This window comes from Listeria valentina (assembly GCF_011800755.1).
Taxonomy (GTDB): Bacteria; Bacillota; Bacilli; order Lactobacillales; family Listeriaceae; genus Listeria; species Listeria valentina.
Window position 1 is genome coordinate 68,361 of sequence record NZ_JAATJW010000002.1, and the last position, 23,911, is coordinate 92,271.

A 23,911-nucleotide genomic window follows, 5' to 3' on the forward strand; every position below is an offset into this window, starting at 1 on the left:
GTTTCCTGCTTATTTTAAACAGATTCTATCGCTTCAATCTCGAACGAACGCGATTCAAGGACACGCAAGATCGCTTCAGCTGTATCAAGCGAGGTACAAACTGCTACCCCATTTTCGACCGATTCCCGCCGAATTTGGAAGCCATCGCGTTCCTTCCGTTTCCCGCTTGTCATCGTGTTTACAACGAGCGTGATTTGTCCATTGCGGATATAGTCGATCAATGTTTCGTGATTTTCCCCAATTTTTTTCACGGCTTGAACGGGAATTTCTGCATCTTCGAGCGATTTTGCTGTTCCAGACGTCGCCATAATCGTAAAGCCGATTTTATTAAAGCGCTCCGCAAGTTTGATTGCTTCTTCTTTGTCGCGGTCTGCTACAGTGAGGAGAACCGTCCCGTAATCTGGCATTTTAGTACCACTTGCGACAAAGCCTTTATAGAGTGCCTTTTCAAGCGTCGCGTCTTTCCCCATCACTTCTCCGGTTGACTTCATTTCTGGGCCGAGTGACGTGTCAACGCTGCGCAACTTAGCGAATGAAAAGACCGGCACTTTGACGAAAATCTCGGATTTTTCTTTGGCCAAACCTGCGTCATATCCAAGTTCTTGAAGTGTCTGACCAAGAATCACTTTGGTTGCCACATTGGCCATTGGAATGTCTGTGATTTTGCTCAAGAATGGCGCTGTCCGACTTGAACGCGGATTGACTTCAATCACAAAGACTTCTTCACCACTAATGATGTACTGAATGTTGAGCATCCCGATGATGCCAAGTCCTTTAGCAAGCCTTGTCGTATAATCGGCAATCGTTTTTTTCACTGCCTCACTTAGACTTTGCGCTGGGTAAACGGCGATCGAATCCCCTGAATGGACGCCCGCCCGTTCAATGTGTTCCATGATGCCGGGGATGAGCACTTCTTTGCCGTCACAAATGGCATCGACTTCGACTTCTTGCCCTTGAAGATAGCGGTCCACAAGAACAGGATGTTTCGGATTGACTTTCACGGCGTGATCCATATAGTACCGCAAGCCTTCTTCCGATTCGACAATTTCCATGGCACGACCGCCAAGAACGTAAGATGGACGCACAAGGACGGGATAGCCAATTTCCGTTGCGACTTGGATGGCGCCATCTACAGAGGTTGCGGTTTTTCCGGCCGGTTGTGGAATTTTTAGTTCGAATAAGGCTTTTTCAAATTCATCACGATTTTCCGCGCGGTCAATGTCTTTTAGGCTTGTTCCAAGGATTTTAACGCCGCGCGCTTCGAGGCCTTCTGCAAGGTTAATCGCAGTTTGTCCACCAAATTGGACGATGACACCGCGTGGCTGTTCGAGTTCAATCACATGCATGACATCTTCCAGCGTGAGCGGTTCAAAGTATAGTTTATCGGAAATCGAGAAATCCGTTGAAACGGTTTCTGGATTATTATTGATGATGATGGCTTCATAACCGGCTTGCTGGATTGCCCACACGGAGTGAACGGTCGCATAGTCGAATTCAACGCCTTGTCCAATCCGGATGGGTCCTGAGCCGAGCACGATGACACTTTCTTTTTCTGAGCGCAGCGATTCATTTTCTTCTTCATAGCTGCTGTAGAAGTAAGGTGTGCTAGATTCAAACTCGGCGGCACAAGTATCCACCATTTTGAAGACCGGCCAAATTCCTTCTTGCTTACGTTTTTGATAGATGTCGTCTTCGTTTTTTTCTAAAAGACGGGCAAGAAAGGCGTCGGAAAAGCCGAGGCGCTTCGCTTCATAAAGTGTGCTAGCCTCACCTCTTTGTTCTTGGAATAAGCTTTCCATCTTGATGATTTTTTCGAAGCTATGCAAGAAAAAGAGGTCAATTTTTGTTTTTTCATGTAAGCTTTCGACACTTTCTCCCTTCCGTAAGGCTGCTGCTAGGAAAAATAAGCGGTCATCCTCAGGGAAGCGGATTTTGCGGTCGCGCACTTCGTCTGTTGCTTGTTCCGCTTCTTCAAGGTACAAATGGTCACAGCCGATTTCAAGTGAGCGAACGGCTTTTAAGAGTGCTTCCTCCCAGTTTCGTCCAATCGCCATCACTTCTCCGGTCGCTTTCATTTGAGTACCAAGGCGCCGGTCTCCAGACTCGAATTTATCGAATGGGAAGCGAGGGATTTTTGCAACGACGTAATCGAGTGCGGGTTCAAAGTGTGCATACGTTGTCCCAGTGACGGGATTTTTGATTTCATCTAGCGTAAGTCCCACTGCAATTTTCGCTGCTAGTTTCGCAATCGGATACCCCGTTGCTTTAGAAGCAAGCGCCGAGCTTCTACTCACCCGTGGATTCACTTCGATTACGTAATAATCATAACTGTTCGGATCGAGTGCGAGCTGGACGTTACAGCCGCCTTCAATTTCGAGTGCGCGAATGATTCGAAGCGAGACGTCACGCAGCATTTGATATTCTCTATCTGAAAGAGTTTGGCTTGGTGCGACAACGATCGAATCGCCTGTATGGACTCCGACTGGGTCGATATTTTCCATGTTGCAGACCACCATCGCATTATCATTTGCATCACGCATCACTTCATATTCGATTTCTTTAAAGCCTGCGATGCTTCGTTCAAGTAAACACTGTGTCACGGGGCTAAGTTTTAAGCCACTAGCGACAATTTCTTCGAGTTCTGCCTCGTTATGACAAATCCCGCCGCCAGAGCCGCCAAGTGTATAGGCAGGGCGAACAATTACGGGGTAACCGATTTCCGCTACAAATTGATGCGCTTCTTCAAGCGAATGGATAATTTCACTTTCTGGTACTGGTTCTGCGAGTTCATTCATTAAATTACGAAATTCTTCGCGATCTTCCGCTTTTTGAATGGCTCTTAGATCCGTTCCAAGGACTTCAACATTCATTTCTTCTAAAATCCCTGCTCGCGCTAGTTCCATCGCCATGTTGAGTCCCGTTTGACCGCCTAGCGTTGGTAAAATAGCGGAAGGTCGTTCTTTTCGAATGATCCGTGAAACAAAATCGAGCGTGATGGGTTCGATGTAAACTTTATCTGCCATTTCTGCATCAGTCATAATCGTTGCTGGGTTCGAGTTGACAAGAACAACGCGGTATCCTTCTTCTTTTAAACTTAAGCAAGCTTGCGTGCCAGCATAGTCAAATTCTGCGGCTTGACCAATCACGATTGGTCCCGATCCGATAACAAGAATTGTTTCAATATCTGTTCTTTTAGGCATGATCCACCCGTCCTTCCCGTTCTAAATCCATCATTTCCATAAATTGATCAAATAAGTAGTTCACATCACTTGGTCCCGGATTTGCTTCTGGATGATACTGCACGGTATAAGCCGGGAATTCAGCATGCGCGAGTCCTTCGATCGTCCCATCATTTAATTCGACATGCGTCACGACAAGATCGCTATTTTGAACTGAGTCAGCGCTCACTGAATAGCCATGATTTTGCGCAGTAAAGTCGACACGTCCGCTTGTAAGTTCTTTCACTGGATGGTTTGCTCCGCGGTGTCCAAATTTCATTTTGAAGGTATCTGCTCCGTTAGCAAGTGCGAAGAGTTGATGCCCCAAGCAGATGCCAAAAAGCGGAACGATGCCTTGGATACCTTTCACCATTTCGATGGCTTCTGGCACGTCTTTCGGGTCTCCAGGTCCGTTTGAAAGCATGACGCCATCTGGATGAAGATTCAAGATCTCTGCAGCACTTGTGTTGTAAGGAACAACGGTAACGTGACAGTTACGTTTATTGAGTTCTTTTAAGATGGAGCCTTTAACTCCGAAATCAACGAGCACAACGCGTTTTCCTTCACCCGGGCTGATAAAGGGTTTCGAAGAGGAAACTTCGGCTACTTGATTCGTGCTTAATCGAACGGAACGCAAATGGTGAAGCAAGTTTTCTTTATTTGTCTCGTTTTCGTAAGGAGCAAGAAGACCTTTAAGCGTCCCTTCTTGTCGAATCATCTTTGTTAATTTGCGGGTATCAATTCCTGATATCCCAGGCACATCTTTTTCTTTTAAGAATTCATCGAGCGTCATTTGTTCGCGCCAATTGGAGGGATTTTCTGCCGCTTCTCGAACGATTACGCCTTTTACGACCGGTTGAATGGATTCAAAATCATCTCGGTTAATCCCGTAGTTTCCGACAAGCGGATACGTAAAGGTAATCATTTGTCCGTAGTAAGAGGGGTCCGTGATGGTTTCCTGGTAACCGGTCATCCCTGTATTAAAGACCACTTCTCCGATGGTTTCTTTGTCCGCTCCGATAGCATCGCCGATGAAGTGTGTCCCATCTTCGAGTAGTAAAATTCGTTTTTTCATTTAACTTCCCCCTTATAAACGACTTTTCCTTCAAATAGTGTGAGTACTGGATAGCCTACACATTTGACGCCTGTAAATGGCGTGTTTTTTCCTTTGGATGCAAATTGACTAGGATCAATGGCTTGTTCGGTTTTCAGATCAAGCACGGTTAAATCGGCTGCATCACCTATTTTTAATTCTCCGAATGGTAACTTGAACGCTTTTGCTGGCTTGATCGTCATCCAGTCAACTAGTTGTTTTAGCGTCCACTTGCCTTTTTTCACAAAGTGCGTATAAAGAAGCGGAAAAGCCGTTTCTAATCCAACAATGCCAAACGCTGCTTCTTGCATAGGAACGTCTTTTTCTGCGACTGCGTGAGGCGCGTGATCGGTAGCGATGAAATCAATCGTTCCGTCTTCGAGGCCTTCAATCAAAGCGTCTTGGTCGGTCTTGCTTCGTAGCGGTGGATTCATTTTCCAGTTCCCGATATTGCCCGGAATATCTTCCTCATTTAGTAGTAAGTGATGCGGTGAAACTTCTGCTGTAACGCGAATTCCTGCTCGTTTCGCATCACGCACGACGCGAACGGATTCTTTCGTAGAGATGTGGCAAACGTGATAATGACAGTTGGCCGCCTCTGCTAGGAGTACATCGCGCGCAATTTGGACGGATTCTGCGATATTTGGAATTCCTTTTAAGCCTTCACTTTTTGCAAAAGAACCGTCATGAACGACACCGCCATAAACTAGAGAGTTATCTTCACAGTGGGCAACGACTGCCATATCTAGTTTAGCCGCTTCAAGCATAGCTTCATACATGGTTCCCGCTAGCTGAACGCCAACCCCATCATCTGTAAATGCAAAAGCTCCTGCTTCTTTTAAGCCTCGAAAATCGACCAGTTCTTCTGTTCCAAGTGCTTTCGTAATCGAGGCATAAGGGAGAACTCGCACCCTTGCCTTTTCTTGAATCCGCTCAACAAGTTCGGCCATGATTTCTGGGGAGTCCGGAACTGGTTTCGTATTTGGCATCGCGCAAATCGTTGTATAGCCTCCTTTTGCAGCTGCCTTAGTTCCCGTTTCAATCGTTTCTTTATGTTCGCCACCTGGCTCACGCAAATGAACATGTACATCAATAAACCCGGGCGTAATAAGTCTTCCAGCGGCATCGAAATAGTCCACATCTGACTTATCAATATTTGCAGCAATTTTGACGATTTTCCCATCTTCTACTAAAATGTCTTGCTGAATTTGCTCACCAGTTTCGGTTAAAATTTGTCCGTTTTTAATTAAATACATGTTTTCCCGCTCCTTTTTGATTGCCGTTTAATACGGTTTCTAGAATGGCCATTCTTACAAAAACACCATTTGTCATTTGTTCTACAATCCGCGATTGCTTCGATTCCACAAGCGAATCCACGATTTCCACATCTCGATTGACTGGACTTGGGTGCATGATAATCGCTTCAGGTTTAAGCTTCGCTGCGCGTTTTTCGGTTAAGCCAAAGCGTTCATGATAGTCTTCTTTTTGAAAACCCGAAGCTCCGTTTTGATGTCGTTCGTGCTGAACTCGGAGGAGCATCATCACATCTACTTGTTCAGCTGCTTCATCCATGGTTAAATAAGTGCCAAACGCGAGCGCTTCTTCATCAAACCATTCTTTTGGTCCTGCAAAAAAAATTTCTGCACCGAGTCGTTTGAGCACTTTCATGTTGGAATTTGCTACGCGGCTGTGCAAAATATCTCCTGCGATGGCTACTTTTAAGCCTTTAAAGCTTCCAAACTGTTCCTTGATCGTAAACAAGTCTAGTAAACACTGGCTAGGGTGCTCGCCACAACCGTCTCCCCCGCTAATAATTGCGATCTCTAATTTGTTTAACTCGTCGTAGAATTTTTCATCGGGATGCCTTACAACAGCCGCTTCAACACCAAGTGCTTGCATCGTGAGAAGCGTATCATAAAGGGTCTCGCCTTTTGTCACACTGGATTCACTCGCTTCAAAGCTTAAGACTTCCAAGCCTAATTTTCGTTCGGCAACTTCGAAGCTGTAGTGTGTTCTTGTACTTGGTTCAAAAAACATATTGACGACAAAGTGACCAGCACTAATAGCTGCTTCTTCTCCGTTTTTAAAGGCAGCGGCACGTGTAAGAAGGTTTTCGATTTCTAAAAGTGACAATTCCTCCATTGATACTAAACGTTTCATTTGGCATCCCAGCTTTCTACAGAATTTTATTTTAGTTAGTAAAACGCCTCTTTTAGAGGGTCTAAAAGAGGCCTTATGAGTCACTCCGCGTTCTTTTTCTCAGGAATAATCAAGTTGAGAATGATCCCAACGACTGCTGCCATCGCCATTCCAGTGATTTTCACTGAATTGATTTGAACGAAGAAGCCGCCGATTCCGATAACAAGAACAACGGATGTAATAATTAAGTTACGATTGATGTTTAAATCAATTTTATTGTCGATCATCATTCGAAGCCCGCTTGATGCGATAACTCCGAAGAGTAAGAAGGAAATTCCGCCAAGCACTGCTTGTGGCACGGAAGTAATGACTGCATTGATGTAGCCGATAAAGCCGAACAAAATCGCAAATACTGCGGCACCGCCGATTACGAACACGCTGTAGACACGTGTAATCGCAAGCACGCCGATGTTTTCCCCATAAGTTGTAACTGGGGGACCACCTACAAGAGAAGCGATAATCGATGCGGTTCCGTCTCCAAGTAGTGAGCGGTGTAAGCCCGGATCTTTAAAGAAGTTACGATTGGTTATTTTATTTAAAACGAGTTGGTGCCCCATGTGCTCAGCCATTGTGACAAAAGCAAGTGGCGCCATACTGATAATGACAGTTAAAGTCACAACTGGATCAGCATCTAGAAACGGAATCGTGAAGTCTGGAATTTGGAACAAACTCGCTTGTTTAACGAGCGTGAAATCAACAAGTCCGAACGGGATACTCGCAATGTAACCAACGAAAAAGCCGAAAAGAATCGGAACAAGTCCAAGAAATCCTTTGAAAAAGATCATCGCGATAATGGCTGCTGCAAGTGTGATTAATGCGACCGCGACTGAGCGAAAACTATAGTCTGCCATGTTTGCACTTGTTCCCATCGCCATGTTAGCTGCACTTGGCGCTAAGCTAAGCCCGATAACCATGATCACTGGGCCTACTACGACTGGTGGTAAGACTTTTTGGATCCAGTCAACGCCTGCGTAATAAACAATCAAAGAAACAATGGCGTAAACGACCCCAACCGAGAAAGTTCCGACCATAACGGAGCCTGGTGAATGTTCTTCCATGATGAACATCGTAAGCGGCTGAATAAAGGCAAACGATGAGCCTAAATAAGCAGGAATCTTCCCACGCGTGATGAGTAAGTAAGCAAGGGTTCCAAGTCCGCTTGAAACAAGTGCCACCCCTGGGCTCATCCCTGTTACGCTTGGTACAAAAATCGTGGAGCCAAACATCGTGAAAAGATGTTGAATGCTTAAAATAATCCAGCGATGTAAAGCCGGTTTTTCATGAATATCTAGTACTGGTTTTGCAGCTGTGTTTTGCTGTTCTGTCATTATAAATTCTCCCCTCTACAAAAAAACTCTTCGCAATGATTTGCGAAGAGTTTATAAATCCCCCAAAGAAAAGTAAGCTAAGCTTTCTTTGAAAAACGGATGCACTCTTCGCTAGCCTCTCTGGACTGCAATTAAAAAGTGTTGTTATACAATTTTTATGGTTTTAAGATAAAGACAGCATCTTCTGTTCCGTCGACTTCTTCCAAGTGGACTTCGATGCGTTCCCCTTTGGAAGTAGGGACGTTTTTGCCGACAAAATCTGCTCGTATCGGTAACTCCCGATGTCCGCGGTCAGCTAGAACTGCCAAACTGATTTGGTCTGGTCTGCCAATATCCATCAGCGCGTCCATTGCGGCACGCACTGTTCTGCCAGTGTAAAGTACATCGTCAACCAGCACAACACGTTTTCCTTCAAGTGAAAAAGGAATTTCTGAACCATTTACGGATGGCTCTTTTGTTGTTTCATTTTTGAAGCTCAGATCATCTCGGTAAAGTGCGATGTCAACACTTCCAATTGGTACGTCTGTCCCTTCAATTGAATCAATCCGATCTTTAATTCGTTTCGCTAGGTAAATCCCACGAGTCTTAATTCCGATGATCGCTAAATTCTGAACGCCCTTATTTCGTTCAAGAATTTCATAGCTCACTCGCGTAAGTGCTCGCGTAATCGCTGCTCCGTCCATCACAACAACTTGATTAGTCATCAGGAACCTCCTCTTAGATACAAAAAACCTTTGCCACAGCGGCAAAGGATATAGACGTATCTCACGAATTAAAATGGAGAACATTCTCCAAAATGAGCGTATACCTTTTCAGCCTCTCTGGACTACATTTAAAGGATCTTTTCAATTGAATTAAGCTTACCTGAAAATGAAGTGGCTGTCAATCCTTTTCCGTCATTTTTTTCGAAAGCGAGTCTTTTAGATGCTCTAAAAGGGGGCAAGTTCTGTTTCATCTTCAAAATACGGAATTCCAAGCTCTTTCTGCCATTTTCTTGCAAGAGTCGTTTTTCCACTTACAACAGAACCAATCATCCAGATTTTCATGATTTTCCCCTTCCTTCATTGCTAAATTCAGTGCATCGTGTTATCATCCAGATATTGTTTTAGAAAAGGAGGAATGGCTGATGTCGAAATCGACTGCCAAAAAAAGGCGTGAGAAACAGGTTCGCGAAGGATTCCTTAATCCAGAAATAAAGCGCAGTCCCTACGCGTCACTTGATTTACGAACGCGCGCAACGAAAACTAAAAAAGATGCTTTGTACCAAATGAAGCATAAAAACCATTCTTTTAATGAGGAAAAGAATGGTTTTTTATTTGGTTTTATTTTTCGCGTAGCTGCTTTAAGGCCGCCTCAAAGTTTTCCGGTAGCGGGGCTTTAAAATGCAAAGCCTCCCCCGTTCTTGGGTGAAGGAAGCCTAATTCGCTTGCGTGCAGAAACTGTCCGTTTCCTGCAAGTGTATTTTTAGGTCCATATTTCGGGTCGCCTGCAAGCGGATGTCCGATATACTTCATGTGAACCCGAATTTGGTGCGTCCGCCCCGTGTCGAGCTCACACTTCACAAGGGTGTAATCGCCAAAGCGTTCGAGCACTTCAAAATGAGTGCGTGCTTCCTTTCCGTCTGCTACAACAGCCATTTTCTTGCGGTCTTCTTTTGCTCGACCAATTGGCGCTTCAATCGTTCCTTTTTGGTGTTTGATATCACCGTGAACGAGCGCAAGATAAATCCGGTCACTCGTTTTGGCTTTTAATTGTTCAGAAAGTGATTCATGCGCCGCGTCATTTTTCGCAACCATCAACAAGCCAGACGTATCTTTATCAATCCGGTGCACGATGCCGGGACGGATAACGCCATTAATTCCCGAAAGGTCTGTACAGTGGTAAAGTAGTGCATTGACAAGCGTTCCCGTGCTGTGACCAGCTGACGGGTGCACAACCATGCCTTGCGGTTTATTCACAACGAGCACGTCCGCATCTTCATAGTAAATATCAAGCGGAATATTTTCGGGCGTAACTGAAAGTTCTTCTGGCTCCTCGATTTCATAGCTCAGCTCGTCGCCCGTTTTCACCTTGTAATTTGCTTTCGTTTTTTCGCCATTCACAAGAACCGCTTGTTTTTTTATCAACATTTGAACGAGCGAACGGCTTTCGCCTGTCAAAGTTGAAAGTGCCTTGTCCAAGCGTTCCCCGTTTAAATTTTCTTCAACTTGCACGTTTTTTTTAGTCATTCGATTTACCCTTTCGTTTTCCGGTCATCTAAAACAATATAAATCAGCATCAAAACAACACCAATGGAAAGGGCTGCATCTGCTAAATTGAAAATTGGAAAATGATAATTTCCCCAAACAGTTGAAACAAAATCCACCACTTCTTTATGCAGAATTCGGTCGATAAAATTCCCCAGTGCTCCGCCTAAAATAAGTGCTAAACTAATGGAAAAAAGCGGCTTACCTTTTGCATATTTTGCCATAATATAAATGATCGCAACAGAGACTACAATGGTAATAATATAAAACAACCACATTTTGCCTTCTAAAATGCTCCATGCGGCACCATTGTTCCGGTAACTGAGCCAATATAAAAATCCTGGTATCACTGTGATTTTTTCGCCAATTTCCATCTGCGAAATCACGACCCACTTTGTTGCTTGGTCTAAAACAAGAACAAGAAGTGTGATCAAATAATAATACATAAATGTGTCCCTCTTTTCAAAAGAAAGGCTGCTCCGCTTGATTCGGGCAGCCTTTCAAGTAGTGTTATATCCATTGTATGATAAACTGCAGTAAAAATAAAGCTGCAATCACATACAAGATGCGTGATACTTTTTCTTTGCGCTTCACAAACGCATTTAAAATAGGATAAGCGATGAAGCCGACCGCAATTCCATCTGCAATGCTATACGTAAACGGAATGAAAACAACGATTAAAAGCGAGGCAAAAATATCGGCTTCGTTTTCAAACTTCATTTCGCGGACTTCTTGCACCATTGACATGCCGATCACGATCAAAATCGGTGCAACTGCGCTTCCCGGGATGATCGCCAGAAATGGCATCAAGAAAAAAGCAGATAAAAATAACAATCCCGTTGTAACAGATGCCAGTCCTGTTTTTGCGCCACTAGCAGACATCGATCCGCTTTCAAGCGCAGACACTGTCGGGCTTGTCCCACAAATTCCGGAAAGGAAAACCATGACAGAACTTGTCTGAAGCACCTTTCCCAGTCGTTCTTCGTGCCCGAGTTGACGGGTTTGACCAAATGTCAGGCCTACCGTCTCAAACACAACGACCATCGTGAGTGAAAATACACCGCTCCAAAACGCTACATCCGCAATCCCGCTAAAATCCATTTGCATGAAAACTTTTTTCAACGGTTCAAAGCTTAGCGAAACAGCGCCTGTAAACTTGCCACTAACGCCAAATAAATAGCCGATCCCTGTTCCGAGCAATAAACTTATTAAAAACGCACCAGGAACTTTGCGGATAACAAGAATCATCGTCACAAGAAGCGTAACAAGCGTCGCGAGGACAAACTTGTCATTTAGTGCCCCAAGTTCCAAGATAGCGTGCGATCCGCGGACAATGACTTTTCCTTTTTCAAGTCCAAGAAAAATAAGAAATAGCCCGAGTCCAACTGTGATCGCTTGCTTTAAAATGAGCGGAATCGCCTCATTCAGCATCCGAGCAAGCGGCGTAAAGGCGAGTAGGATAAATAGCACACCAGACACGCAGACAACGGCCAAAGCTTGTTCAAACGACAAGCCAGCACCTTGAACGAGACTATAAGTGAAAAGCGCATTGATCCCCATGCCGGGCATTAAAATCAGTGGCAAATTTGCCCAAAAACCCATTAAAAGACAGCCAAGCGCAGAAACCAAAATGGTCGCAAGCGCCACGCCTTCATAGTTCATGCCAGCTTCCTTTAAAATGGAGCTATTAACAGCGATAATGTAAACGACTGTAAAAAAGCCGATGACGCCTGCCAAAAGCTCTTGCTTGATCGAAGCTTTTTCTTCCGTCAGTCCAAAAATTCGATCGAGTTGTTTCTTCATGAATAACCTCTATATGAAATTGTCCCTCTCCCAACCCACAAGGATACGCCTTGTCACGGCTTCCCATTATAGCAGAAAAATAGTGAAAAGTAAATTGCCCCAAACTCGTCTTTCTATGCTATAATTCTTGCGTTAGGAGGGAAATTCATGCAACAAGCAAGCAGTTATTTCGAGAAATGGAAGCAATTTTTTATCATCTTTTTTCCCATTGTTATCACGCAGTTAGCTCTTTTTTCCATGACTTTCTTCGATACAACCATGAGCGGGCATTATTCAAGTACAGCGCTTGCCGGCGTTGCGATCGGAAGCTCGCTTTGGTCGCCTATTAACGCGAGTTTGACGGGATTTCTCATGGCGATTACACCGATCATTTCGCAACTGATTGGCGCTAACCAAGATAAAAAAGTAAAAGCGACCGTACATAACGGAATTTATGTGGCCTTAACGATTGCGGTCATTTTGATACTCGTCAATCTCTTTTTAGTTCCACTTCTTTTAACGCATATGCACTTAAATGCAGAGGTTGCAGCAACGGCAAGGCATTTTTTAACCGGGATTTCAATCGGTCTTCCAGCCTTTTTTCTGTCAGCTGTATTGCGTTCTTTTATTGATTCTCTTGGTTTGACGCGCGTTAGTATGGTGATCACGCTCACCACTGTCCCCGTGAACATTTTACTAAATTATCTTCTTATCTTTGGGAATTTTGGATTCCCCGAACTTGGAGGCGCTGGGAGTGGTTATGCAACAGGCATCACCTATTGGCTTGTTTTAATCGTATCGATTCTACTCATTGAAACGCACCGAAAAATTCGTCACTTTCAAATTTTCAGCAAGCCAGCCGCTGCTTCCTTCCAAAAAATCAAAGAAATCCTTACGATCGGTATTCCGAACGGGCTAACGATTTTATTTGAAACCGGGATTTTTTCTGCCGTCACGATTTTGATGAGTCGCTTCGGAACGGACATTATCGCGGCTCATCAGTCAGCAAATAGTGTCAGTACACTCCTCTATGCTTTCCCGCTTAGCATTGCAAGTTCGCTCACGATTCTTGTAGGTTTTGAAACGGGCGCAAGGCGTATTGAAGGAGCCAAAACTTACCGGCATATTGGGATGATCACGGCAATTTCCATTGGCACATTAAATGGAACTTTGCTCTTCTTTTTCAGGGAACAAGTGGCAGGTTTTTATTCGAATGAGCATGATTTGATTCTCTTAATTACGCATTTTCTCCTTTATGCCATTTTGTTCCAGTTCGCCGATGCAGTCCTCTCGCCTGTACTTGGCGCACTTCGTGGCTATAAAGATGTGGCGATCACGTCCATTGTCGCGTTTATCTCGTACTGGATCGTCGGGCTTCCTGTTGGAATTTTCTTATCTTATAGTGCACTCGGAGCTTACGGATTTTGGATTGGTCTAAGTACGGGACTTTTCTCTGCCGCTTTTATTCTCTCTATCCGTGTTCGCTATACCGAGAAAAAACTGCGTGTTTCTTAAAAAATCCCTTTGGACTAGTGTCCAAAGGGATTTTTTTATTTCACCATTTCTTTTGCAGCATTTAGTTGTGGATCATTTTCTTTCAGCTGCTTACGAATTTGTTCAATCAATTTATCCGTTGTTTTTCCGGTCATTACACCAGTTGGTTCCAGTCCATTTGCACTTTGGAAACGCTGAACCGCATAAGCCGTTTCACTATCGTACAGTCCGTCCACTTTCCCAACATTATAGTCGAGCGCTCGAAGGAGTTTTTCAACAACTTTGACTTGATCGCCAAAATCGCCTTCCTTCAGTTTAGCATCACTCGAAGGGACCGTTAGAGTGGCATAATCTGGCATGCTGATCACTTTATCTGGAGTAAGACCTTTCTTATTGATCCAAGTTCCATCAGGTGTTAGCCATTTAGCAACCGTTAGTTTAAGCGTTGAACCATCATCAAGCGTTTGTGCCGTTTGAACAGTTCCCTTACCAAACGATTTCGTTCCAACAAGCTTGACATTTCCGGATTCGCTAGCTGCTGCCGCTAAAATTTCAGAGGCGCTAGCACTCCCATCATCAATGAGCATCGTCGTTGGCACTTTCACTTTGTAATCATCATTCACCGAACTATCGGCTGTAGCTGCTGACTTGTCTCCATTTCGTTCTTCTTCTTGGACGATCACTTTGCCGTCTGGAACAAACATGTTAGAAATCGAGATCGCTTGGTCAAGTAAACCACCTGGATTTCCACGCAAGTCCACGACAAGTCCTTTCATGCCATTTTTATCCAGCTCTTTCAGGGCTTTCAGGAATTCTTCGCCAGTTTTTTCTGAGAAGGTACTGATAGTCACATGCGCAATTTTATCACTGCCCATTTCTTTATAGACCGTCTCAACTGGGATTTCAGCACGAGTTAATTTAAATTCCATCGGTTTTTCTACACCATCACGTTCAACGGTGAGTGTAACCGTCGTCCCTTTTTCACCGCGGATTTTTTTAATCGCTTGGCTCGTCGTCTGTCCTTTAATCGACTTGCCATCGACTTCTGTGATCCGGTCACGTGGCTTCATTCCAGCTTTTTCAGCTGGCGAATTTTTAATTGGCGAAACGACAATAATGTGTCCATCTTCTTCACCAATTTCAGCCCCGATTCCTTCAAAGCTTGAACTGATCGTGTCATCAAATTCTTCGGATTCTTTTTTCGTCATGAAAGCAGAGTAAGGATCATCAAGTGAAGCGATCATTCCACTAATGGCCCCTTCCGCTAAATTCGCCGAGTCTGTCTTCTTATAATAATTTTTCTTGATAGCATCATAAGCATTATAAAGTTTTGTAAATTCCTTCCGTTCTGGAATGGAAACTTTTACTTGTTTATCATCACCAAGTGACATCACAATCGTCGTGACAAGAGCCGTCACAAACACAAAGCCAAAAAGAAGCATGATGAACGGAAATAAGCGCATTCGGACGTATTTGCTATTTACTTGTTTCTTGCCCGTCTCTTCTTTTTCTTTGTCTTGTTGTTCCTCACCATTTTGTGGGTTTTGATCCATCCACATTCACCACTTTCTATCTAGGTCCAAAGATCATTTAAAATCACTTTAACTCTATCATTTTAACAGTTTTTGGAGCCGAATGGTATCCTTTTTCATGAGAATTCAATGAGAATCTTCAAACCGGCTCCAGCTATCCTTTCGTAATTTGCCGAACGAGTGCCATAAGCTCGTCCGCACGCACACACTTTTCTCCTTGTTCTACCGACTCAAAATTTCGCATTTCCTCTTCCAAAACGGCAAATCCGACTTTTTTAAGAGCCTCACGTGCTGCAGCAAGTTGTGTCAAAATTTCCTTTGCAGGACGCTCCGTTTCGATCATCTGCGCTAAACCGCGAACCTGTCCCTCGGCTCGCCGCAAGCGATTGACGAGTGCTTTTTTCTCACTTGCATCCATTTTTCCAACTCCTCACAAGAACCCGCAGTATTCACTAAAAAACTGTCTTTTCTCTCGAAAAGACAGTCCTAGTTATGCTTTTTCGGCTTTTTTCAACTTGTCATCTAAAAGCTTCACATGTTCAAAAAATTCTTCGAGCGTCCAATTATTTTTATAAATAATCGTAGCTGCTTCTTTCCCGACATAACGGAAATGCCAAGCTTCATATTCATACTTCGTAATCTTTTCTTTTCCAGCTGGATAGCGCAAAATAAAGCCGTACTTATGGGCATTTTCCTTTGCCCAAGTGCCTTCCGCTGTTTCACCAAATGCAGCTGATAATGCCAAGTCCGCACTTTTCGACGACATGTCCATTGCAAGCCCCGTTTGGTGTTCACTCGTCCCAGGAACCGCAACCGCCTCGCCAGCTTTTTCCTTCCCTTTCGCACTTACCTCAGCTTCGTAAACTTCTTCTTGTCGACTGTAGGAGCGATAACCTGAAACCGCGTAAAGCTCGTATCCAGCATCCTTTGCTCCCTTAAACATTGCTTCGAGTGCATCCCCTGCTGCTTTTCTCATTTTCGCTTTTTCAATGTCTGCATTTCCAAAAGAAAATTCCACATTAGGACGAACGAGATCGCTCGGGATATACGTTGACTGCATCAAATAATCTTTATTCGCTAAAATAAGTAAATTAGCTTCGTTTTCAATGTACGCTGTGCCGTCTCGTTCTACAAGCTTATTTTGCTTAGAAATAAACGGATAGAGCGGGTCTTTCTTTAATTTAGCTACTTCAACTTCACTAGTAGTCGATTTTTGCGATTCATTCGAATTTGCTTGATGACTTCCATCATCTTGCACTGTTTGAACCACTGAAAGCGCAATGGCAAATGCAATTGAAATTATCTTCTTCATCTTCAAACCTCATGCCTTTCCATTTTGAAAACTTATAATGCTGCTTCAAGTGCCACTTCTATCATATCACCAAAAGTGGTTTGTCGCTCAAGCGCTGTTGTTTCTTCCCCTGTTAAAATGTGATCGCTAACTGTCAGAATAGCAAGCGCATGCCGCCCGTATTTTTGAGCAAGCATATAAAGCGCCGCTGCTTCCATTTCAACACCGAGCACACCATAATTTGCCAGCTGCTTTTTATCCAGTTCATCATTATAAAAACGATCCGAAGAAAAAACATTCCCAACTTTTAGCGAAAGCCCCTTTCTCGTTCCCGCCTCATGCGCTTTTTTTAGCAAATCGAAGTCGGCCACTGGGGCGAAATCAACACCTGGAAAGGTATTTTGATTGATCTTTGAATCCGTTGAAGCCGCTTGAGCAATCACAACATCACGCACTTTTACATCTTTTTGTAGCGCGCCCATCGTCCCCACACGAATTAAATTTTTCACATCATAGCTTTGAATAAGTTCATTCACATAAATCGAAATCGAAGGAATTCCCATCCCCGTTCCCATAACAGAAACACGCTTCCCTTTATAGGTTCCCGTATAGCCAAGCATGCCGCGAACCTCGTTAAATAAAACGGGCGCTTCAAAAAAAGTTTCAGCAATATATTTAGCCCGAAGCGGATCCCCTGGAAGTAAAATTGTTTCAGCAATTTCTCCAGGTCCTGCTGCAATATGTACACTCATGAAATCAAATCCCTCCATTATTTTAACGATTTTTTTCTTCGCTTAGTAAATATTCATCATATAATTCATCAAATAACGCCATTCCATTCAAATATGACGCATTTAGTTCTAAATAGTCACTCAGTACATGATAACTTTTCGCTTGTTTTGGAAAACTATGATCTTTATAGGCTGCATTAGCAAATTGCGTTTTAGGATCGCGTTTTTCCGGATCACGATACGTCATTAAAAAATGATAAAAAGTCCGTCCCATAATTCTCCTCCAACTTGTTTTTCCTGTTCTTACTATAGAGGATTTTTTAAAAAACGTAAAGCCATGCTTTATAACGCGTTTAAAATTTCTTCACAGAGTTCGTGAGTGGAAAGCGCATCTTGTTCTGCAATCGGCAATTTCTGACCATTTTTCACCGCTTCTAAAAATGCATTTACGATCTGGATAAAGCCACGTTTATAAAGCGTCTTTTCCCAATCTGGGAACCGTTCCAAACGTTTTACAATCCCAGTTCCAACTTCAAGCTCTTGCAAATTCGATACTGTATATTTACCGGTACTTGTGAGTACTTCTACTTTTTCTTCACTCACACCGCTATTTCGGTTCATAATCGCCGTTGCCACTTTTTCATTCCCACTAAATTGTACCGTTAAGCTTTCTAACAATCCCTCACGAAAAACAGGGAAAATTTGAAAAGCCTCTACCTTCCCACCTAGTAAGAAACGAACCGTATCCACTACATGAATAAAATCGTCATAAATAAAAGTACGTGGTTCGCTCATACTATCCGCTCTATTTTTCTGCATCAAGATCATGTTGACATTTTCAAGCTGTTTTAGCTCTTGATAATAGGGAGCAAAACGACGGTTAAAACCAGTCATGAGAGGAACCTGCAAGCGTTCTGCAAGTGCGGTGAGCTCCCGAGTTTCCTCAATTTGATCAGAAATTGGCTTATCCACATAGACCGCAATTCCAGCTTCAATAACGGATTTTACCATCTCCGCATGGCTTTGTGTTGAACTATGTATAAAAACTGCTTGAACACCTGCTTCAATCACAGACTCAATCGAAGCATGCGTTTCTTTAAAACGATATTTCTTTTTTAGATGTTCCAGTTTCTCAGGATTCCGCGTGTAAAGATGGACCTCAATCTCTTCCATTTCTGCAAAAACCGGTAAATAAGCTTTTTGGGCAATACCACCAAGACCAACAATAGCTACTTTCATTTTAAATTTCCTCCTTCAAAAAGGCTCTTCGGACATATCCAAAGAGCCTATCCATTTTTATGAAAAGAGTACACGATACTTGCCGTATCCTTCTGTTTCAAGATCTTCTGCTGGAATAAATCGAAGTGCTGCTGAATTGATGCAATAACGAAGCCCGCCTTTGTCACTTGGTCCATCTGGAAAAACATGGCCAAGATGGGAATCAGCATTTTTAGAACGCACTTCCGTTCGCCGCATGCCATGGCTATCATCAAATTTTTCTAGAATCTCAGCCTCATCAATCGGCTTTGTGAAACTAGGCCAACCACACCCAGCATCATATTGATCCGCGGAAGAAAAAAGTGGCTTTCCAGAAACAACATCCACATAAATCCCTGGCTTCGCATTATCAAAATATTTATTTTGAAATGGCGTTTCTGTCGCGTTTTCTTGCGTCACCTTGTATTCCAAATCTGAAAGTTCTTGTAAACGTTCTGCTTTTGTTTTTTGATCCATTGTCCTCATCCTTCCCAGTGATTTTGGATAAATTGATCTCTTCCAGAACCGCGACGATAGCCTTCATAATGCATTTTTTCTTTTTTATAAAAATCTTGATGATAATCTTCTGCTGGATAAAAAGTGCTCGCAGGAACCACTTCCGTCACGATTGGCTTTTTAAAACGGCCACTCGCATCCAAATCTTTGACCGCTTGTTCAGCGATTTGTTTTTGTTCTTCATTATGATAGAAAATTGCTGGTCGGTAAGAACTACCACGATCTACAAATTGTCCATTTGGATCGGTCGGATCCGTTTGCTCGAAGTAAACTTGAACTAATTTTTCGTACGGAAACACTTTAGGATCGAATGTGATTTCCACCGCTTCCGCGTGGCCTGTATTTCCACGGCAAACTTCTTCATAAGTTGGATTTTCTGTTGTTCCTCCCGTGTAGCCGGAAACCACTTTCAAAATACCAGGCTGCGTGTCAAATGGCTTTACCATACACCAAAAACAGCCTCCTGCAAAAGTTGCTTTTTCTAATTTTTTATCAGTCATTTACGTCACCCCTGTCTCCGTTTAATTAACGGGTACTAAAAGTGTAAACGAAATGTCGTCTTTCTTCAAATTAAGTGCATCGGCACGGACTTTGGTGTCACCTTTTAGCTTCAATTTATTTAAATCTAGATAAATTTCTTGCTTTTTGGGAATGACCGTAACCCACTTTGGAAATTTATAGGTTTTATTCACAAAACTCATCACATAAGAAACCGGAAGCGGTAAAGCGCCAACCGCCATGTCTTTTAATTTCAAAACGACATCGCCATTTTTCTTAACCGATGGAGAAAATATTAATTTCATTTGAATCGGCTCATCAAAAATCTTAGCTTCTGCCTTAAAAATCACATTGTTCGCTACATAGACATCATAACCAATATCTTCATCGTCACTAAAATCATCAATATAGGTTTGAATCAGCTTATTTAAATCTGCTTTTGAAGTACTCGTTGAAAATTCCACATTTTTGTGGTTGCTTTTAATTGCAGGCGTTGGTTCTTCTGTTGGATTAAGCACGAAAATAGATAGATAAATCCAACCAAAAAAGCCTGCAATTATCAAGAACAATGCTAGACAAACCCATTTCCAAAAATTAATTTTCCGTTTTAATTCTTGTTTTTCACCACTTCTTGTTTGTTGTTCCGCCAAACGAATTCACCTTACTCTTTCTTTTTAGGAATCTTTCCCGCATCTAGCTCTTTTATAATCGTTTCATCAAGCTTATGCGCGATTTTTTCATACCCTGTATGATTCGGATGGAAATAATCGTCCGAAAGAAGCGGATTAGGTTTATCTCGATTTTTTGTATCGCGATTTTCAATCAGCTGTGCAATCGGAACAAAGTAAGCATTTTTTTGCTCGTTAATAAAGGCTCGTGAACTCTCATTCCAGTTCGAGATCACTTCATCAAACTGCTTGATTTGACTAAAGTAAGTCGTATATGGATTATAAATCCCCACGAGGAATATCGGAGCATTCGGGTTATTTTTTCGAATTAATGTGAAGACTTCCGTCAAATTTTTTTGGAAGTTTTTCTGTGCTTTCGTAAAATCAGAAACTTTGACATCCAGTAGTTTCGATTGAAGAACTTTCATCACATCGTTTCCACCGATTGTAATCGTAATAACATTTGCTTTTTGGACGGCTTTTTGAAATTCAGGTTCTGTTTTCAAGCGTTTTAACAGCTGGTCACTTCTATTTCCAGAAACACCGTAGTTGGTCGTTGCGACACTTCTTACTTCTTGGTGCTTAGCAAGTGATTTGTCTAAAATGCCAACATAGCCGCCAGCTTTTTTTTCATCACCGTCACCTTCTGTGAGCGAGTCCCCCATTGCAACAAGTGAAATCGGCGTTTTTTCTTCTTCTTTTTTTTGATCCAGATAGTCTTTTAACCATAACCCACCAAAAATGATAGCTAGAAGAATCAGAACGGCAACTAGTAAAACAAGTAATCTTTTTTTCTTCATCTTTCTGTATCCTCACTTTATTCCGTGTAGTACATAACAGCAAAAGCGCCGTTACCAGCATGTGTCGCTACAACAGGATCGGCATCGAAAATCGGGATCGAGGACATGCCAAGCAATTTTTTGGCGGCTTCTTGAAAAGCCTCGGCCATTTGTAAGCCATTTGCTTGTTCGACGTCCAGTGCCACAATTTTTCTTTTCTCAGCTCCAACAAGTTCGAGCAAGTAGTTCAAAATTTTCTTGTTACTTCTTACTTTCGCCGTTTCTTCCAGTTGTCCTTCTTTTAATTCCGCAATCAATTTAATATTTAATAAGCTTCCTAGAAGACCTTGAACGCGTCCAACTCGTCCGCCTTTAATCAAGTTTTCAAGTGTAACAACAACGATATAAAGCTTCGTTTTCGAGCGAATTTCTTCCATACGTTGTTTGATTTCAGTCATAGAGTGACTACCAGATTGTGCCATTTTTGCTGCTTCAAGCACTTGAAAAGCTTGACCACGTGCAATAAAATTCGTATCAACGACTTCCACTGTTCCTGTCGTCATTTCAGCTGCTTGCCTTGCTGTATTCACAGTTCCACTCAATTTTTCAGTTAAATGAATCGAAAGCACTTCATAACCTTCCGCAATATACTTTTCATACAGCTCGGCAAATCGTCCAAGTGGTGGTTGTGAGGATTTTGGTAATTGTTTCGAGTCACGCATCAGCTCCATAAAAGTTTCAGGTGTTAGCTCATTTAAGGGATCATATGTCTTTCCGTCTACTTCTACAGAAAGCGGAAGTACTTCGATTCCAAACTTTTCTGCTTCTTCTTTTGAAAGACAAGCCGTTGAATCCGTAATAATTTTAATTTTTTTAGTCATTTGGTCACATCCAATTTATTTGATACCCTCTATTATAACAGTTTCGCCGCTAGAAAGATAAGAAATTTCTTTCCTTTCTTTTCCTTTTAGCGTATCATGAAAGTAACTTTAACGAATCAGGTGATAAAATGAATCCAAGTGTTTACCGCTTCAAAGAAGAACTTGCAAATTCGATCACGCATGGGATTGGCTTTTTACTGAGTATCCCAGCGTTTATTTTTTTAATTCTTTACAGCGTTTCTAAAAATGATCCTTTGTACTTAACGAGCTTTTTAATTTATGGAATTTCGCTCATGCTCCTTTATTTATGTTCAACGCTTCTTCACAGTTTTAAGCCCTCAAAAGTACGCCGTTTTTTTAACATCCTAGACCATGCCTCGATATATTTACTAATCGCTGGCTCTTACACCCCTTTTGCGCTCATCACTTTAAAAGGCCCGCTTGGCTGGACGCTTTTCGGTGTCATTTGGGGAATCGCAATTTTGGGCATTCTTTACAAAATCTTTTTCCTAGAAAAGTGGCGGATTTTATCTACTATCGTCTACGTGATCATGGGCTGGCTAGTACTCCTTGGCATTAAGCCACTCTACGCAGGACTTAGTCCATCCGGGTTTTTCCTACTCCTTACAGGAGGAATCATGTTTACGATCGGTGCTTTGCTTTACAGTTTTCCGAAAATCCCCTACATGCACGCCATTTGGCACTTATTCGTCATCATGGGGACAACCTTCATGTATTTCTGCATTTTATTTTATGTTTAACAAAAGCCAGGATTCTTTCCTGGCTTTTTTTGTATAGACCAATTCAACTTTCCTCTTTAATCCCCTTCATCCCAACAACCATACCATTTTTAATAGTATGACACATTTAAGACTTGATTTTAAATGTGTCATACTATATAATTTCCGTGTAACCTATTTCCATGAAGGAAGTGATTCTTATTCAACTTTCAGAACGTCAACATGCGATTATGGCGTTTGTAAAAAAGAATGAGCCAGCCACTGGGGATCAAATTGCGCGCTTCTTGAAACTAACGCGTGCAACGATTCGTTCTGATCTTGCTGTTTTGACTATGACTGGCATTTTGGATGCACGTCCCAAAGTCGGCTACTTTTACTCTGGACTAGAAAAAAATCCCGGTTTGTTCGAAGACATTCGCAATTTAAAAGTCAGCGATGTGATGACCCATCCGATTCTTGTTCCGAAAGAAATGAGTGTCTATGATGCGGTTGTTCAGCTATTTTTGGAAGACTCTGGTAGTCTCTATGTCGCAGAAAAAACACGTCTCATCGGACTTGTGAGCCGTAAAGATTTGCTTAAAAGTACGATTGCTGGTTCAAACACGAAAGAAACGCCGATTGCAACCATTATGAGTCGGATGCCTAATTTATTAACGGTTAAAAAAACAGACGCTATCTTGGATGCTGCCCTTTCGATTGTGAGGCATCAAGTGGATTCACTTCCTGTTGTTGATGCAGAGGATCAAATTATCGGCAAGCTATCCAAATCGAGTATTGTAGAACTTTTTGTCACCACTTTAAAAGATGAAATTTAGCAGGAGGGAAATTATGAAGCAACCTGTTGTCATTTATGTAATTTCTGATGCGATTGGAGAAACGGCTCAGCATACCATTCGAGCCGTCACCGCTCAGTTTGATTTTAACGAACAACCGGATATCCGGCGGCACGCTTTTATTCGTGATGAAGCGGCTTTACTTGAAACTTTAGAAGAAGCGAAAATAGCAGATGGGATTGTCGTTCAAACTCTCGTTAATTCTAAACTTGCTCACTACGCCAAATCTTATTGTGAGCAAGAAAAGATCGCCAATATTGATTTACTTACCCATCTGACGGAAGCTATCGAAATGAAAACGGGACTCCATTCGAAAGAAGATCCGGGAAATATGCGCCGACTTGATAACGCTTACTTTGACCGGATTGCTGCTATCGAATTTGCGGTCAAATATGATGATTGCAAAGATCCACGTGGCTTACTTGAAGCGGATATCGTTCTTGTCGGGGTTTCAAGAACTAGCAAGACGCCACTCAGTAGCTATTTAGCCAATCAAAATTTAAAAGTCGCAAACGTCCCTCTTGTCCCCGAAATCCCTTTGCCTGAAGAATTATTTAAAATCCCTTCAAACAGGATTATCGGGCTCACTACAACACCAGAAAAATTAGAACGGATTCGTCGCGTTCGGCTCCGGTCTATGGGGCTTGATGAAATGAGTAACTATTCAAGCGACCGCCGCATTCTTGAGGAATTAGAGTATGGCTATGAGACGTTTAAAAAGTTGAAATGCCGTGTTATTCACGTGGAAGATAAGGCCATTGAGGAAACTGCTGCTCTTGTGCAAGAAATGATTCAAGTGAATTAAAAATCTATTTTTTGAGGTGA

At 42.5% G+C, this 23,911-nt stretch carries 25 protein-coding genes; 5 read left to right on the top strand and 20 right to left on the bottom strand.

The genetic code is table 11. The features are described from left to right. Positions 1 to 14 precede the first annotated feature (14 nt). The 6 genes from carB to pyrR all read right to left on the bottom strand — a co-directional run bounded on the left by carB (position 15) and on the right by pyrR (position 8,542). A complete protein-coding gene (gene carB, locus HCK02_RS00930; protein WP_167628221.1) occupies positions 15 to 3,200 on the bottom strand; it encodes a carbamoyl-phosphate synthase large subunit in 3,186 nt (1,061 codons plus the stop codon). After that, positions 3,193 to 4,293 (bottom strand): carbamoyl phosphate synthase small subunit, encoded by a 1,101-nt coding sequence (locus HCK02_RS00935; RefSeq protein WP_167628223.1) that lies wholly within the window; start codon positions 4,291 to 4,293, stop codon positions 3,193 to 3,195. The genes carB and HCK02_RS00935 overlap by 8 nt, the downstream gene beginning before the upstream one ends. Next, positions 4,290 to 5,567, bottom strand: a complete 1,278-nt coding sequence (locus HCK02_RS00940; RefSeq protein ID WP_167628225.1) for a dihydroorotase — start codon at positions 5,565 to 5,567, stop codon at positions 4,290 to 4,292. The genes HCK02_RS00935 and HCK02_RS00940 overlap by 4 nt, the downstream gene beginning before the upstream one ends. Continuing rightward, positions 5,554 to 6,471, bottom strand: a complete 918-nt coding sequence (locus HCK02_RS00945) for an aspartate carbamoyltransferase catalytic subunit (protein ID WP_167628227.1) — start codon at positions 6,469 to 6,471, stop codon at positions 5,554 to 5,556. Before HCK02_RS00945 ends, HCK02_RS00940 begins: the two co-directional genes overlap by 14 nt. Before the next feature lie 80 nt (positions 6,472 to 6,551). Next, the gene (locus tag HCK02_RS00950; protein ID WP_167628229.1) at positions 6,552 to 7,838 is read right to left on the bottom strand and encodes a solute carrier family 23 protein; all 1,287 of its coding nucleotides are present in this window, start codon (positions 7,836 to 7,838) and stop codon (positions 6,552 to 6,554) included. A gap of 155 nt (positions 7,839 to 7,993) precedes the next feature. Then, positions 7,994 to 8,542: a bifunctional pyr operon transcriptional regulator/uracil phosphoribosyltransferase PyrR gene (gene pyrR, locus HCK02_RS00955; RefSeq protein ID WP_167628231.1), complete on the bottom strand. Its 549-nt coding sequence runs from the start codon at positions 8,540 to 8,542 to the stop codon at positions 7,994 to 7,996. Positions 8,543 to 8,964: 422 nt separating this feature from the next. Between pyrR and HCK02_RS00960 the strand changes: the two genes are divergently transcribed. After that, positions 8,965 to 9,219: a hypothetical protein gene (locus HCK02_RS00960; RefSeq protein WP_167628232.1), complete on the top strand. Its 255-nt coding sequence runs from the start codon at positions 8,965 to 8,967 to the stop codon at positions 9,217 to 9,219. On the opposite strand, the gene HCK02_RS00965 is transcribed toward HCK02_RS00960, so the two are convergent. The 3 genes from HCK02_RS00965 to HCK02_RS00975 form a co-directional block, all read right to left on the bottom strand. Continuing rightward, positions 9,161 to 10,066: an RluA family pseudouridine synthase gene (locus HCK02_RS00965; RefSeq protein WP_167628234.1), complete on the bottom strand. Its 906-nt coding sequence runs from the start codon at positions 10,064 to 10,066 to the stop codon at positions 9,161 to 9,163. The genes HCK02_RS00960 and HCK02_RS00965 overlap by 59 nt on opposite strands. A 5-nt stretch (positions 10,067 to 10,071) precedes the next feature. Then, the gene (gene lspA, locus HCK02_RS00970) at positions 10,072 to 10,530 is read right to left on the bottom strand and encodes a signal peptidase II (protein ID WP_167628236.1); all 459 of its coding nucleotides are present in this window, start codon (positions 10,528 to 10,530) and stop codon (positions 10,072 to 10,074) included. A 64-nt stretch (positions 10,531 to 10,594) separates the two neighbouring features. Beyond that, positions 10,595 to 11,887 (bottom strand): NCS2 family permease, encoded by a 1,293-nt coding sequence (locus tag HCK02_RS00975; RefSeq protein ID WP_167628238.1) that lies wholly within the window; start codon positions 11,885 to 11,887, stop codon positions 10,595 to 10,597. A gap of 147 nt (positions 11,888 to 12,034) precedes the next feature. Between HCK02_RS00975 and HCK02_RS00980 the strand changes: the two genes are divergently transcribed. Then, complete coding sequence (locus tag HCK02_RS00980; protein WP_167628240.1) at positions 12,035 to 13,381, top strand: MATE family efflux transporter; 1,347 nt, start codon at positions 12,035 to 12,037, stop codon at positions 13,379 to 13,381. Between the two features lie 35 nt (positions 13,382 to 13,416). Here the strand turns inward: HCK02_RS00980 and HCK02_RS00985 are convergent, their stop codons facing one another. The 11 genes from HCK02_RS00985 to HCK02_RS01035 form a co-directional block, all read right to left on the bottom strand. Then, positions 13,417 to 14,913 (bottom strand): lmo1851 family serine protease, encoded by a 1,497-nt coding sequence (locus HCK02_RS00985; RefSeq protein ID WP_167628242.1) that lies wholly within the window; start codon positions 14,911 to 14,913, stop codon positions 13,417 to 13,419. A gap of 133 nt (positions 14,914 to 15,046) precedes the next feature. Then, positions 15,047 to 15,310 carry a metal-sensitive transcriptional regulator gene (locus tag HCK02_RS00990; protein ID WP_167628243.1) on the bottom strand — a complete coding sequence of 88 codons (264 nt, stop codon included), beginning with the start codon at positions 15,308 to 15,310 and terminating at the stop codon, positions 15,047 to 15,049. Positions 15,311 to 15,382: 72 nt separating this feature from the next. Next, complete coding sequence (locus HCK02_RS00995) at positions 15,383 to 16,204, bottom strand: M15 family metallopeptidase (RefSeq protein WP_167628244.1); 822 nt, start codon at positions 16,202 to 16,204, stop codon at positions 15,383 to 15,385. Between the two features lie 32 nt (positions 16,205 to 16,236). Beyond that, entirely contained in the window at positions 16,237 to 16,935 is a 699-nt protein-coding gene (deoD, locus tag HCK02_RS01000) for a purine-nucleoside phosphorylase (RefSeq protein ID WP_167628245.1), read from the bottom strand. 22 nt (positions 16,936 to 16,957) lie between these two features. After that, a complete protein-coding gene (locus HCK02_RS01005; protein WP_167628247.1) occupies positions 16,958 to 17,188 on the bottom strand; it encodes a YozE family protein in 231 nt (76 codons plus the stop codon). A gap of 68 nt (positions 17,189 to 17,256) precedes the next feature. Then, the gene (locus tag HCK02_RS01010) at positions 17,257 to 18,153 is read right to left on the bottom strand and encodes a Gfo/Idh/MocA family protein (protein WP_167628249.1); all 897 of its coding nucleotides are present in this window, start codon (positions 18,151 to 18,153) and stop codon (positions 17,257 to 17,259) included. Between the two features lie 57 nt (positions 18,154 to 18,210). Beyond that, the gene (msrB, locus tag HCK02_RS01015) at positions 18,211 to 18,648 is read right to left on the bottom strand and encodes a peptide-methionine (R)-S-oxide reductase MsrB (protein WP_167628251.1); all 438 of its coding nucleotides are present in this window, start codon (positions 18,646 to 18,648) and stop codon (positions 18,211 to 18,213) included. Positions 18,649 to 18,653: 5 nt separating this feature from the next. Then, a complete protein-coding gene (msrA, locus tag HCK02_RS01020; RefSeq protein WP_167628253.1) occupies positions 18,654 to 19,187 on the bottom strand; it encodes a peptide-methionine (S)-S-oxide reductase MsrA in 534 nt (177 codons plus the stop codon). Positions 19,188 to 19,208: 21 nt separating this feature from the next. Further along, entirely contained in the window at positions 19,209 to 19,835 is a 627-nt protein-coding gene (locus tag HCK02_RS01025) for a YpmS family protein (protein ID WP_167628255.1), read from the bottom strand. 11 nt (positions 19,836 to 19,846) lie between these two features. Further along, on the bottom strand, positions 19,847 to 20,653 hold the full coding sequence (locus HCK02_RS01030) for an SGNH/GDSL hydrolase family protein (RefSeq protein WP_167628257.1): 807 nt from the start codon (positions 20,651 to 20,653) through the stop codon (positions 19,847 to 19,849). Positions 20,654 to 20,670: 17 nt separating this feature from the next. Further along, the gene (locus HCK02_RS01035) at positions 20,671 to 21,513 is read right to left on the bottom strand and encodes a DegV family protein (protein WP_167628259.1); all 843 of its coding nucleotides are present in this window, start codon (positions 21,511 to 21,513) and stop codon (positions 20,671 to 20,673) included. A gap of 128 nt (positions 21,514 to 21,641) precedes the next feature. On the opposite strand from HCK02_RS01035, the gene trhA reads away from it, so the two are divergent. The 3 genes from trhA to HCK02_RS01050 all read left to right on the top strand — a co-directional run bounded on the left by trhA (position 21,642) and on the right by HCK02_RS01050 (position 23,891). Then, positions 21,642 to 22,274, top strand: coding sequence for a PAQR family membrane homeostasis protein TrhA (trhA, locus tag HCK02_RS01040; RefSeq protein WP_167628261.1), 633 nt, complete (start codon positions 21,642 to 21,644; stop codon positions 22,272 to 22,274). A gap of 170 nt (positions 22,275 to 22,444) precedes the next feature. After that, entirely contained in the window at positions 22,445 to 23,068 is a 624-nt protein-coding gene (gene ccpN / locus HCK02_RS01045) for a transcriptional regulator CcpN (RefSeq protein WP_167628308.1), read from the top strand. 13 nt (positions 23,069 to 23,081) lie between these two features. Beyond that, positions 23,082 to 23,891 (top strand): pyruvate, water dikinase regulatory protein, encoded by an 810-nt coding sequence (locus HCK02_RS01050; RefSeq protein WP_167628263.1) that lies wholly within the window; start codon positions 23,082 to 23,084, stop codon positions 23,889 to 23,891. Positions 23,892 to 23,911 lie beyond the last annotated feature (20 nt).

Bases quoted from the DNA above. Each gene is read 5' to 3' on its own strand.
- lspA (WP_167628236.1), bottom strand. From the start codon at position 10,530: ATGTATTATTATTTGATCACACTTCTTGTTCTTGTTTTAGACCAAGCA.
- HCK02_RS01050 (WP_167628263.1), top strand. From the start codon at position 23,082: ATGAAGCAACCTGTTGTCATTTATGTAATTTCTGATGCGATTGGAGAA.
- HCK02_RS01030 (WP_167628257.1), bottom strand. From the start codon at position 20,653: ATGAAGAAAAAAAGATTACTTGTTTTACTAGTTGCCGTTCTGATTCTT.
- HCK02_RS00985 (WP_167628242.1), bottom strand. From the start codon at position 14,913: ATGGATCAAAACCCACAAAATGGTGAGGAACAACAAGACAAAGAAAAA.
- HCK02_RS00975 (WP_167628238.1), bottom strand. From the start codon at position 11,887: ATGAAGAAACAACTCGATCGAATTTTTGGACTGACGGAAGAAAAAGCT.
- trhA (WP_167628261.1), top strand. From the start codon at position 21,642: ATGAATCCAAGTGTTTACCGCTTCAAAGAAGAACTTGCAAATTCGATC.
- pyrR (WP_167628231.1), bottom strand. From the start codon at position 8,542: ATGACTAATCAAGTTGTTGTGATGGACGGAGCAGCGATTACGCGAGCA.
- msrA (WP_167628253.1), bottom strand. From the start codon at position 19,187: ATGACTGATAAAAAATTAGAAAAAGCAACTTTTGCAGGAGGCTGTTTT.
- carB (WP_167628221.1), bottom strand. From the start codon at position 3,200: ATGCCTAAAAGAACAGATATTGAAACAATTCTTGTTATCGGATCGGGA.
- HCK02_RS00980 (WP_167628240.1), top strand. From the start codon at position 12,035: ATGCAACAAGCAAGCAGTTATTTCGAGAAATGGAAGCAATTTTTTATC.
- HCK02_RS01035 (WP_167628259.1), bottom strand. From the start codon at position 21,513: ATGACTAAAAAAATTAAAATTATTACGGATTCAACGGCTTGTCTTTCA.
- HCK02_RS00965 (WP_167628234.1), bottom strand. From the start codon at position 10,066: ATGACTAAAAAAAACGTGCAAGTTGAAGAAAATTTAAACGGGGAACGC.
- HCK02_RS00935 (WP_167628223.1), bottom strand. From the start codon at position 4,293: ATGAAAAAACGAATTTTACTACTCGAAGATGGGACACACTTCATCGGC.
- HCK02_RS00950 (WP_167628229.1), bottom strand. From the start codon at position 7,838: ATGACAGAACAGCAAAACACAGCTGCAAAACCAGTACTAGATATTCAT.
- deoD (WP_167628245.1), bottom strand. From the start codon at position 16,935: ATGAGTGTACATATTGCAGCAGGACCTGGAGAAATTGCTGAAACAATT.
- msrB (WP_167628251.1), bottom strand. From the start codon at position 18,648: ATGGATCAAAAAACAAAAGCAGAACGTTTACAAGAACTTTCAGATTTG.
- HCK02_RS01005 (WP_167628247.1), bottom strand. From the start codon at position 17,188: ATGGGACGGACTTTTTATCATTTTTTAATGACGTATCGTGATCCGGAA.
- HCK02_RS00945 (WP_167628227.1), bottom strand. From the start codon at position 6,471: ATGAAACGTTTAGTATCAATGGAGGAATTGTCACTTTTAGAAATCGAA.
- HCK02_RS00960 (WP_167628232.1), top strand. From the start codon at position 8,965: ATGTCGAAATCGACTGCCAAAAAAAGGCGTGAGAAACAGGTTCGCGAA.
- HCK02_RS00995 (WP_167628244.1), bottom strand. From the start codon at position 16,204: ATGAAGAAGATAATTTCAATTGCATTTGCCATTGCGCTTTCAGTGGTT.
- HCK02_RS00940 (WP_167628225.1), bottom strand. From the start codon at position 5,567: ATGTATTTAATTAAAAACGGACAAATTTTAACCGAAACTGGTGAGCAA.
- HCK02_RS00990 (WP_167628243.1), bottom strand. From the start codon at position 15,310: ATGGATGCAAGTGAGAAAAAAGCACTCGTCAATCGCTTGCGGCGAGCC.
- HCK02_RS01010 (WP_167628249.1), bottom strand. From the start codon at position 18,153: ATGAAAGTAGCTATTGTTGGTCTTGGTGGTATTGCCCAAAAAGCTTAT.